The following is an 11,403-nucleotide window of genomic DNA, read 5'->3' as shown; positions in this document are numbered from 1 at the left end:
ATCGTTCAGGTTCGGAGCCCAGACAAGGTGGTGCGTCTCCATGCCGATGTAGGAGAGACGCAGGCCGTAGCCACCGTTGAACTCGTGATCGACCGAGAGCGAATACTGCTGCGAGTAGGGGTCTTTCCAGTTGATGTCGTTCGCCGTACCGAAGTAGGCAGTGCCGTAGTTGCCGGCAGCGGAACTGGTGCCTTGGCCGGCATAGATAGTCGGCCAGGAGTACGCCGGACCAGTGGCCGTTTCGCTGTTGGCGTATTCGCTGGTAGCAGCCTGCAGGGTGCCGGTGAGCGAGTAGAAGACCGCGCCCAGCATGGTGATGTTGTACATGCCATAGCCGCCGCGAACGACGGTGCGGTCATCGTTAAAGGGACGGAAGGCGAAGCCGAAGCGCGGCATAAAGCGCAGGGTCGGCACCTTCTTCAGGCTCGAAGGCAGACCGGCCTGCGAGTTATCGAGCACCGGGGTGCAAGGCGCGCCGTTCTCCGCAGCAACGCCGGTCGACTGGCCGATGCCGCAGGAGTTGAAGCTCTCAAGGAATCCCGCGTTGAGGTTAGCCTCGGCGCCATCGGGATAAACAGCTTCACCCGAAAGCGGCACGCTCGGATCGAAGTTGCCGATGTTGCCGGAAGGATCGTGATAGCCGGGGTGGTACTCGTAACGAAGACCGTAACTGAGGGTAAGACGCTGCGTCACCTTCCACTGATCCTGCGCGTAGAAGTTGTAGTGCATCGTGATGCCGTCGTTGTCCGCCGTTACCGCATCGTACGCAGTGCCCTGCGGCGTACCGATCAGGAAGTCGGCGAACTCCTGGCCCTGCGTGACACCGAGGCCGGTGAAGTTGGTGCCGGTGTTGAATTCGAAGGTGCCATAGTTATCCGCACCGAAGAAGCTGAGCGGCGTAACTGCCTCGATGTGGCGGATGTCGAAGCCGAACTTCATGTCGTGCGTACCCTTCGACCAGCTGAGGCCATCGAGGTACTGGAAGGTGCGCGACTTGGTCGAGGAGGCAAGACGATCGGCATTGAGGGACGTCAGGTAGTTGAAGTCCATCTCCGAAACGCCGTTGAAGAAGAGGTTCTGCAGTCCCTCAAGACCAGAAGACTGCGCGAAGCTCTGGCCATCGAAGGAGTTCGAAGTACCCGAGGTATCGAGTGTGAAGCCGAAACGGAATTCGTTGATGAGGCGCGGCGTGAAGTTATAGTTGCCGGCGACAACGAGGATGCGCTCCTGATCGATATCCGAACCAGACTGCACGAGCAGCGGTTCGGGATCGGCGGTATTCGTGTTCTTCCAGGTAAAGCGCCCGTAAACCAGCGCTTTCTGGCCGAAGTACTGGTCGCCGCGTACGTCGAACTGGTTCGAGGTCAGCGTGGTGTTCTTGTTCGTGATGTAGTTGATCGCGCCCGGCGTGTAGGTCGTGGTGCTGCCGACGTTCGGGTCGGGGAAGAACTGCAGGAACTTGCTGGCGACGCTGTTGATGGAGCTGACGGTGTAGTTCTGGTACGGCGTGCCGGTGAACGGATCGTAGAGGGTTTGAATGCCGGTAACACCGGCGAAATCACCCTGCTTCATGGCCGCGGTCGGCACGCTGGCCTGGTAGCCCTCGGTGCCGGGGCGACGGAAACCTTCGTAGGTCGCAAAGAAGAAGGTGCGGTTGTGTCCGTTATAGAGGTGCGGGATCACGACCGGGCCACCGGCGGTGCCACCGAAATCGTTGCCGACCAGCTTGGGCTTTGAGGTGTCACCGAAAGGCGTCGAGTCGAAACCAGAGTTCTGGAAGTACCAGAAGCCCGAACCATGGAGCTGATTCGTGCCGCTCTTCGAGACCGAGGTGACCTCGCCGGGCTGGCCGAATTCGGCATTGTTCAGCACGCCGTCCACACGCATTTCCGAGATGGATTCGCCCGACGGGAAGGCGTTCTGAATGGGCGAGTTGCTGGTGGTGTTCTGCGTAGTGATGCCGTCGACGGTGACATCGGACTGCGACGGCAGGCCGCCCTGGATGGAGAAGGCCGGCGGGCTGGTGGAACCCACAGCTGCAGTATCGGCCTGCACGCCGGGCAGCGTCTGGATCAGGTTCAGCGGGCTGGTGCCGTTCTGGTTGGCACGATAGTTCGCCGGAAGATTCTGCACATCGACCGCGCTGTAGCTGGCGGAGATGGACGGCGTTTCCGTCTCGATGGCGCCGGCGGCAGCGGCGTTCACCGCGACCTCCTGGCTGACTGCGCCAATCTTGAGGGCGGCGTCGGCGCGGAGCTCCTGGCGGGCGCTGAGGACCAGGTTGTCGATGAGCTGCGTCTCGAAACCCGCGGCCGAGATTTCCACCTTATAGTTGCCGGCGGTGAGTTGCAGGAACTGGTAGTTGCCGTCCGCCGACGTGGTCGTCTTGCGGGTGATGCCGGCATCGATCGAGGTGACAACAACCGAGGCGCCGGGCACGACGGCTCCCGAGCCGTCCTTCACGGTACCCAGGATGACGCCCTGGGTGGACTGGGCGAAACTGGCTGGAATCGCCAGCAACATACAGCAGAAAAGGAGTAGGAAAGCGCGGACGCGTCCTAATGCGAGGACGGGAATCTGCATGACTGGATCTCCGTAAGAAAAACCTGCTCGAGACAGGCCGATTGTTTCTGTTATGTAGCTCGGCTCTTCGGCACACCAGTCCGGGATGGGCGCTGCGTGGGCGCGGTGCGTATCCCAGGGGCTTCCTGCGGAAGCCATACGTCAAAAGCCGCAGGAATCATCCGGCGTACCACTGACTAACTTACGCTGATGACAGGCTTGAAACGATGAACGGCCTTTGAATTCCTCCGAGTGTGATGGATGCGATCGCAGATTTCAAGAGGATTTTTCTGCGGCGGCCCAAAGAGCCTGCGCGGTCAGTGAGTGGCCGGCCCTGCCACACGCGGCCCTCGTGTCCTTCAGGTGGCCAGATATTCGCCACAGATACAGTTACATATAGAGCTGACTGTTCCGTGCATACGCATGAATGGGCCAATGAGACCCTGATATTTTCGGATCGGAGATGGGGGTTTCGCCCTGCCACGACTCAAAGCGGACTCCCCCGCACCGGCTCCGGACGGTTACAATCGGCATAGGCAAACCCCGAGCACCACCCCGGGCCTATAGCTCAATCGGTTAGAGCAGCGGACTCATAATCAGCAACTGCACCAACGGACTGGGGTACAATCGAGGTAGGATTCGACCTCGAAGTTAAGCATCGAAATCGACGTAAGGGCCTATAGCTCAATTGGTTAGAGCAGAGCACTCATAATGCTTTGGTTCCAGGTTCAAGTCCTGGTGGGCCCACCACTCCTTCCTAAAAATCGCTCCAAGGTACACTTGAGGTACAGTGCCGCTCTCGCGGTACACACCGGAGGTACGCTTGGCGACCCTCGTAAAGACCGATCTCGGCAAATGGAAAGCCATCATCCGCAAGACCGGATGGCCGACGACATCGAAGACCTTTCGCACGAAGCGCGATGCTGAAGACTGGGCTCGCCGCACAGAAGACGACATGGTGCGCGGCGCGTACATCCAGCGCGCGCCAGCGGATCGCCTCACCGTAGCGAAGGCGCTCGAACGCTACCTCGCCGAAGTGACGCCGACAAAGCGCCCCAGCACGCAGATCTCAGATCATGGCCGCGCGAAGGTTCTCATCGAGCACCTCGGCAAGTATTCCCTGTCCGCGCTCACGCCAGAGATCATCGCAAAGTTCCGCGACACTCGCCTCGCTGGGGAAGACCGCAAGAATGCAAAAGGCAAGCCTGTTCCGCGTGCGAACGATACCGTCCGCATCGACCTCGCTCTGCTCGGTCATCTGTTCAATATTGCGATCAAGGAGTGGGGCATCGGACTGCCCTCGAATCCGGTGATGAACATCCGTAGGCCAGCTCCAGGCCCGGGCCGGAACCGCAGACTCAGCCCGGATGAAGAGAAGCGGCTGCTGGCCGCCGTCGATCAGCACTCAAACCCGATGCTCCGCTGGATCGTCCGCATCGCACTTGAGACTGGCATGCGCTCGTCAGAGATCGTCACTCTTCGCCGCATGCAGGTCGATGTAAAGCGCAGAATCGTGAGACTGCTGGAGACGAAGAACACTTCACCTCGCACGGTGCCTCTCACCTCAACGGCCGCTGCCCTCTTCCATGAGGCTCTGCATCATCCAGTGCGGCCGAGCGACACAGACCTCATCTTCTACGGAGAGCCAGGACGCGACGGCAAACGCAGCCCGTATCAGTTCAACCCGGTTTGGCTGAACATTAAGCGAGAGCAGGGCATGGCAGATGTTCGCTTTCACGATCTGCGCCATGAAGCGGTCAGCCGCTTCGTAGAAGCGGGCTTTTCCGATCAGGAAGTCTCCGCAATCAGCGGACATAAGTCCATGCAGATGTTGAAGCGATATACACATCTGAGAGCGGAGGACCTTGTGGGCAAACTGGATGCTCTCCAGCGAGGGCCCAACTAGATCGAGATTTCAGTGCACCCTTCAAGAGCTATAGGGCGGCTTGATCGACCATTTATGCGTGAAGTCTGCATGACAAGGCTCAGGCCGCAGGTGCCCTGAGTTGCCACCGCGCTCAGAGGCCTAAGTCGATTTGCGTTCCGCAACATAAGGATGGAGGTGAAAGCAGTAGGGGGCTGGCAGCTTCTGGACATCCCGCCATGCAGCTTGTCTACTCTTGCCGAACCGTTTTCCTATTTCACTGTAGGAGCAACCCTCGCAGAGCATCATCACCATTAACTTTTTCTTATCGTCCATCTCGAGGTCAACGAGCCTGTCGGCCTCTACATGGAGTTCATTGTCAAAGAGATAAAGGTCCAGTGCATCAACTATGCGCCTGCGGAAGTCATAGAGCATCGCCTGATCGGCGCCTGTTTCCCTGAGGCCTTTTCGCACACTAGCCCACTCAAGCTCATTCAATTCTCTTTTGGCTGAACCACTATGCCGCCGCTTCGAGGCGTATTCTTTGGGATTCGCAGATGGACGGTGCGCAGAGCAAAATATTCTGCTGTTATTGACACGGTTAGCCTTTGAAAGCTGGATAGCGTCACCACCTCTGCAGTAGGCATCTTGCATTTCAGTCGGCCTATTGCAGTACCTGCATTTCGGTTGCCAGCCCTTCTTAACTGTGACCTGCTCGCCTTTTTGTCCTAGCCGAACAGTCTTACTCTCGACCGCATCCACCTTATAGGCAAACCTCCTAAGAGTTTCCAAAGTCGCTCGCGCTTCATCAAGAAGTGGCGTCTGCAGCCTGGCCTCAGCTGCAGATCTTATCTGCTCATCCATCGGCCCAATGTACAAATTCGCCCGGAAGCGACTGAAGAGCTCAGCCTTCTTGCTGAGCAAGCGACTCATTCGAATGATTTTCGATTCGATCGCATAACGACCATATCTCTCCAGATATCGCGCAAAGCTCGGATACGAGCCGCGTCTTTTCCGATAGCCATGAGATACAAGGTCGGAACGAAAACTCAAAAGGGCAGTGTCTAAGGTTGCTTCCATCAACGCATATAGATCTCTAGGGCGCAGGCTTAGAGGGTCTCTACATTCCCGCCCAAGCGTTTCTATGGCTGCCACAACAGTAGGGTGGCAGCGCTGTGCGCACTCCATAAGGAGAGGACCTTCGCCGTTCTCTGAAGAAGTGTCAACCTTTTTGTCAACGGCAACAGGGTCCACTTGGTAATGCCTCCCTTACGCTCGCTTCATGTCGATTATCCGAGTTTTCGATGGAGCTGCGCAATGACAATTGAAGAGAGTCTCATTAAGAGCCACGGGGTTCTGCTCACCATCACAGATCTTGCAGTGCTTTTGAATCGAAGCCCGGAGGGGCTTCGCGTTAGCCTTCGTGGCGCGAATCCTTGGGTTGCGCGCATCAACTCAACTCGTCTGCGGCTAGGACGCAGGGTGTACTTCCGAACGGCTGAGGTCGCTGCAATCCTGGCTGAGAAGGAGCTGAGATGATGTTCGGATTAACTGTCTCCAACCAGCGGGGCGGCGTTTCAAAAACCACCTCAAGCGTCATCCTGGCCGATATCTTCGCGAAGCGCGGGAAGCGAGTCCTTTTGGTCGATGCCGACCCTCAAGGCTCTATTGCTGCACTCTTAGGTCTGAAGCCAACTGCATTCCTTCATGACCTTTTGATTCGGCGCGTCGCATTTCGCGAGTGCTTGACTTCGCCTCGAGCTAATTTGGACATCATCTGCGGCAACCGCTTCACCACCGAGGCGGAAACCATCACCATGAACCTGCCCTTTCGTGAGTTTGTATTCAAACACACCTTGGGCGAGTACGAGAAGAACTATGACGTCATCCTCATTGACGTGGCCCCATCGATCAGCCTTTTTCAAACGTGCGCGATGGTCTACACGCAGCGAGTATTGATCCCCGTAGACATGGACATTCTTAGCGTGCAGGGTGCTACCGCCAGCATTCAAGCAGGCGACATGCTCAACGGCATGCTTTCGAGCGGCGTCAATGTTCGGGTAGCTGGATTACTCCCAGTGAAGGTGGACCGCCGTCTCGCAATTACTGATGTCGTTCTGAATACCCTGACAGACATCTCGAAGAAGCGAAAGGTACCGCTCTTTCCTTCGATCAGAACTGATCAATCAATCGTGAAGGCAGCCCGTCATAAGCAGTTTGTCGCTGACTACGATCCAAGATCGAAGGCATACGAAGATTACGAAGCAGTAGCTGACAGACTTCAGGAGCAATTCACGCCAGCGGAGGTCGTCAGAATCGATGAAAAGACAGCGTCGTGATGAGGTCATTGACTGGGAAGCACTGGAAAACGCTCCGAACACGCATGGAGCATTTTCGTTCCTGAAGCCGCTTGGCACGCTGATTGACATTCAAGAGATACGGTCAACGCTCTTACATGACAAGAATAAGAGCTTTTCTCCGGAGCGCAAAACGTCCCCCGTTGCCTCATCGCTTTCTCCTAACGCTGACGCTGCTGCAAGCATAACGTCCACCGTGGATGTTTTGATTGCTGACCGTATATATGAGGCTGAGCCTTTGCTTGATGCAAAAGCTCCCCCCGAAAAGGTCAAGAGTCGACCATACAAAATCCATCGGTGCGTGCGGGTTGAGCAAGGCCACTCTCATGGGGAGCACCAGCTATATCTCGCGCTTTGGCGGGTCGCAAATGAAGAAACCGAGAACAGCAGGCTTGTGACGATTGGCTGGGACCGCATGGGGCAAAGAGCCGCCATGAGCAATAAAGCTGCGAAGAGAAACCTCAAAAGCCTAATCAAGAAACTGGCTGTAGAGATTTTGATTGCCGAGAATAGCAACCTTCGGATCGGTCGCACTTATCGTCTCTATTCATTCAAAGAAATACTTCGCCGGAGGAAGAACGCGGGACTTATCGACGTGGTGAAAGACAAAGGTGTGAGATTTGTTAACGCCGCTGAGGCCGCCGCGCTCATATCAGCCACTGGTATAAAACAGGACTACATAACGTCCACCGTGGACATATCGCCCCCCGAGACGGAGGGCAAAACATCCACCGTAACGGTGGACATACCGTCCCCTGGGACGGGGGACAAAACGTCCCCCCTTTTAAGGAAGTATGAGGAAGAGATAGAAGGAACGACGACGAGGAAACCCCAGGCTGACGAGATTCTCGGCGCGTTGGCGAAGTACGTCGTCGCGGACGAGAAGGCTGCACTACACATCTATCGGGACTGCCGCAAAGTATGTGCGGATGTCACGCCTGAAGAGGTCGTGAAGGTCGTGCATCTGAAAGCTCCAGCAATCCTTCGAGACCGATCTATTTGGAATCCACTCGCCCTTCTCATAAGAGCTGTTCCTCAATGCTTCTCTGGCGCGGGCGCTAATGAGTTGCGCGCACAGTGGGCATTGGAAAAGGAGTACGAGCAACTCCGTGAGCTTGAGAGACAGCGGCAGGATGCGGAGATCCAGAGATATCTCGACGGGGAGCGCAGCAAGCTTCAGGAAGTTTTGAAAGACACCAGGAGTTCGGAAGCTGATCGGGTCAGGGCCGAACGAGAGTTGATGCGACTACGCGAATATGAGCCCCCATCTCGCGCGCCCGAAGACCTGTAGCTGCGATCCGACTTTATCTCGTAGTGGCCGAACGTATGACTACTGGAAGCAATCAACAGAACCAACAAAAGCGAAGAAAGGAAAATCGATGCCGATGCCCAAAGTCATTGCCCCCGCTGTAATCGTTCTCCTGCTCACGTCCACCACGGTTCCTCCGGCTCGGGCCGGTGGACTGTTGGAAGCGACCTTGCCGGAGCAGCTTGTCCAGGAAGTCACGCTGGCCGAACAGCTCACGCAGGCGGCGCAGCAATACCAGACCCAGCTCCAGCAGTGGGAGAACGAGATTAAGCAAGGCCAGCTCCTGTCCGCGCAATCGTTCTCCCAGGTGCAGTCGCAGCTCACCGGAATTCAGGGAGTGGTGCAGGGTGGCAATGCCTTGTCTTATGCGATGGCGAACTACGACTCGCAGTTCACAGCTCGCTTCGCTTCATTGGGATATGAACCTGCGACCTCCTATGCGTCGCGCTATGCTCAGTGGTCGCAGACTTCGATGGCAAACACGCAGAAGATGCTCGATGCGGCTGGCTATCAGAACGAGCAGGTAACGAGTCAGGCGGCGCTAATTGCGAAGCTGCAATCGGACTCTCAAACGGCGCAAGGTCAGAATCAAGCGATTCAGGTCGGTAATGAGATCGCAGCCGAGGAAGTGAATCAACTTCTCCAGCTCCGAGAACTGATGATGGCCGACATGCAGTCCAAGGCCTCGTTCCAGGCGCAGCAGATTGCGCAGACCGATGAGCAAAACCGAGCACTTGGTTTTTTCCAAGGCACTCAGCTCTACAAGCCGTACTAACCCGATCCAAAACTGTTCAAAGGAGGTTCTCCATGCAGCAACGGCCGTTACTCGCCGCTCTGATCGGGCTTTGCTTTGTTGCTTTCAGCGGCTGCACAAGCAGGTCACACGATCAAGATTCGCAAATCGTCCGCACAGTGGAGGCTGCAGGCGCAGGCTCTCTCAGCGGCCTTGACCAAGGCTCAATCGAAGCCTGGCTGAATTCGCACGAGACGACGGCCAAACAGATTGCCGCGCCCTGCAAGATCGCTGGCCAACGGGCTCCTGCGAACTGGCTGCACACGACAGAAGGTGCCGTGTGCGCTGCTGATGCTCGCGTCATGTTCACGATGCCTACCAACCTTTACAAGCCGTATTGAGGTGCATAAATGCGCGAACAGAGAGATCGCAGGCTATTTCGGTTTTTCCTTTTGGCTGTCGTGATTCTTGGTTGTTCCTCGCTCGTCCAGGCACAAACGGGGTTGCCGACTGACCCCGGCGACCCAACTGGGCAATTTGGGTCAGCAGGTCCATCGGACCTGCTCAACGGCTACTTCAATGCGTCACTGAACTGGGTGACGGCAATCAAGCAGCTCACAGATACGCTCTTCTGGGCTCTGGCTGGGATAGATTTTGCCTGGACGTGCATCTCGCTTGTTCTTCACCATAACGAGTTGCAGCCCTGGCTCGCTGGGCTCATCAAGAAGATTCTTACGATTGGTTTCTTTGCGACCCTCATGCAAAACGGTCAGGCATGGACGACGGACATCGTGAACTTCTTCATCAATGCTGGCTCTACAGCCGGTGGACGGCCAGTATCAGGTTTAAGCGCCTCTGGAATAATGGGAGATGGCGTGGAGCTTGCAGGAAGAATGCTTCACGGGGCCGCGTCTGTAGCCAACAATACGAATACAAGCCCTATCGGCCTACTGGTTGGCGGGATCGGAAACTTTGCACCCTCGTTGATTCTCGCGATCGGTGCGCTCCTGATCGTGTTCGCTTTCATCATGGTCTCACTCCACCTTGTCATGGCAATGGTGGAGGCGTATGTCACCGTAGGTGCGGGCTATCTCTTTCTCGGCTTTGGCGGCTCGCGCTGGACCGTGCCCTACACACAGAAATATCTGGGCATGGTCGTGTCCGCAGGTGTACGGATCATGGTGCTTGAGCTGGTGATCGGCATGGGATCGACTCTCATTCCACGTTGGCAGGCGGTAGCAGATGCTATCGCGAAAACACCGGATATCTTCAGCGGAGGCACACCTGGCTCGTTATGGAGTGGCGTTCAGTCGGAGTTCGGTTTAGTCGCCTCCATCGGAATCTTTGCGCTGCTTTGCTGGACGATTCCGAAAATAGCAGGGAACGTCGCATCAGGAAGCCTGAGCATGTCTGGCGGGGATGTTGTCGAAGCTCTCTCCGCTGCGACAAACGCGATCTCGTCACTCGCAACCGCCGCGAGCACCGTTGGGGCAAGCGCTGGCGTTTCCGGAGCAGCGGCGGTTGCTCAGGTGTCGCAGGCAACCGCCCAGAAGGGTTCAGATCTCGGTTCGGTCTCCGCGGCTGCTTCAGGCATTGGCTTGGGCGCCGCTGAGAACGTACAGACGCCGTATCCTCCGGATACAGTGAGCTTGAATGCTTCGACCTCTGATAGCCATTCGCACAGCGTTTTACCACCGGACGCTGGCAAAGCAGGAAGTGTGTTTTCGAGCATCAGTAAAGCGCTTAAGGCGCTGCCACCTACAGGTGGCGGCATGCAAGGCCTGCCTCCCGAGATGAGTCACGGCCAGGAGTGAAAACGGGAATGTACTAGGAATAGGTCGCGGGATCACTAGAACTGTGCCTAAGGGTCTGCAGACCTTAACCAGCAAGGTTACACTGAAAATCGATGGAGTAAGGTCCGGTGGGATTCCGCTCACTCCGGGTGTCTTGCCCTACTTCATCAGCAGGACGATTAACAATAGGACCACCTATCGGTTCGGTCGCAGGAAATAAAACCGCTGCCGATAGGCGTCCCCAGGCTGCGAAAGCAGCCTGGGGACTTCGGTTGTTCCCCCTCGAAACGTTTGCGCTGACTATCCGCCCGGATGGCTCCAGTGATTCATCTGCAGATCATCAACGTGAACAACCATCATCCAGCTGACCAAGCAGGGAACCATGTTCATGACCGCGTGTCCCGAACGGTACACAAGGCGGCTGAAACAGCGGGAATAAGGGGCCGGCCCTCTCATCGCTAGTAAAATAGGAGTAGACCGAGATTGAAGGAGGTGCCCATATGGCAATCATTTCGCCACACTACGCCATCGACGATATTGCGGACCTCGATCAGCTCTCGCCTAGCGAACGCGCTGAGTTCGACACCGAACGCGCACTCTTCCACCGCGCCGCTGCAGAGGGTATGCAGTCCGTGCGCGATCAGCACGAAAAAATGGTTCGGGCTGGTCTCATGGATAGCAGCTTCCAGCTCATCGCGCCCCGGAGCTTGGTAGCACCGAGCCCGAGGAACGGTAGTTCGTTCATAGCCGAGTAGCCACGTTTCTATCTCGTGCTTGGCCCCTCG

9 protein-coding genes and 1 tRNA gene are annotated in these 11,403 nt (G+C 56.7%); 8 read left to right on the top strand and 2 right to left on the bottom strand.

The genetic code is table 11. The features are described 5' to 3' along the window. Positions 1-2,583: carboxypeptidase regulatory-like domain-containing protein (locus QM649_RS17010; protein ID WP_415200260.1), on the bottom strand; the 2,583-nt coding region annotated here is incomplete at its 3' end. A 652-nt stretch (positions 2,584-3,235) separates the two neighbouring features. Here QM649_RS17010 and QM649_RS17005 point away from each other — a divergent pair. Together QM649_RS17005 and QM649_RS17000 are read left to right on the top strand one after the other, a co-directional pair. After that, positions 3,236-3,312, top strand: a tRNA-Ile gene (locus QM649_RS17005). 73 nt (positions 3,313-3,385) lie between these two features. Further along, positions 3,386-4,468, top strand: coding sequence for a site-specific integrase (locus QM649_RS17000; protein WP_415200259.1), 1,083 nt, complete (start codon positions 3,386-3,388; stop codon positions 4,466-4,468). 120 nt (positions 4,469-4,588) lie between these two features. On the opposite strand, the gene QM649_RS16995 is transcribed toward QM649_RS17000, so the two are convergent. Next, positions 4,589-5,350, bottom strand: a complete 762-nt coding sequence (locus QM649_RS16995) for a hypothetical protein (RefSeq protein WP_415200258.1) — start codon at positions 5,348-5,350, stop codon at positions 4,589-4,591. A gap of 611 nt (positions 5,351-5,961) precedes the next feature. On the opposite strand from QM649_RS16995, the gene QM649_RS16990 reads away from it, so the two are divergent. The 6 genes from QM649_RS16990 to QM649_RS16965 all read left to right on the top strand — a co-directional run bounded on the left by QM649_RS16990 (position 5,962) and on the right by QM649_RS16965 (position 11,373). After that, positions 5,962-6,765: a ParA family protein gene (locus QM649_RS16990; RefSeq protein ID WP_415200257.1), complete on the top strand. Its 804-nt coding sequence runs from the start codon at positions 5,962-5,964 to the stop codon at positions 6,763-6,765. Further along, positions 6,746-8,074 carry a hypothetical protein gene (locus QM649_RS16985; protein WP_415200256.1) on the top strand — a complete coding sequence of 443 codons (1,329 nt, stop codon included), beginning with the start codon at positions 6,746-6,748 and terminating at the stop codon, positions 8,072-8,074. Before QM649_RS16990 ends, QM649_RS16985 begins: the two co-directional genes overlap by 20 nt. Before the next feature lie 88 nt (positions 8,075-8,162). Beyond that, on the top strand, positions 8,163-8,867 hold the full coding sequence (trbJ, locus tag QM649_RS16980) for a P-type conjugative transfer protein TrbJ (protein ID WP_415200255.1): 705 nt from the start codon (positions 8,163-8,165) through the stop codon (positions 8,865-8,867). A 32-nt stretch (positions 8,868-8,899) separates the two neighbouring features. Continuing rightward, positions 8,900-9,226, top strand: coding sequence for a hypothetical protein (locus QM649_RS16975; RefSeq protein ID WP_415200254.1), 327 nt, complete (start codon positions 8,900-8,902; stop codon positions 9,224-9,226). 9 nt (positions 9,227-9,235) lie between these two features. After that, on the top strand, positions 9,236-10,639 hold the full coding sequence (trbL, locus tag QM649_RS16970; protein ID WP_415200253.1) for a P-type conjugative transfer protein TrbL: 1,404 nt from the start codon (positions 9,236-9,238) through the stop codon (positions 10,637-10,639). A 479-nt stretch (positions 10,640-11,118) separates the two neighbouring features. After that, a complete protein-coding gene (locus QM649_RS16965) occupies positions 11,119-11,373 on the top strand; it encodes a hypothetical protein (protein WP_415200252.1) in 255 nt (84 codons plus the stop codon). Positions 11,374-11,403: the final 30 nt, after the last annotated feature.

The sequence above is a fragment of the Silvibacterium sp. genome (assembly GCF_047605705.1).
Classification (GTDB): domain Bacteria; phylum Acidobacteriota; class Terriglobia; order Terriglobales; family Acidobacteriaceae; genus Silvibacterium.
The sequence above is the reverse complement of the archived record's forward strand: the minus strand, read 5'-3'. Positions and strand labels throughout refer to the sequence as shown.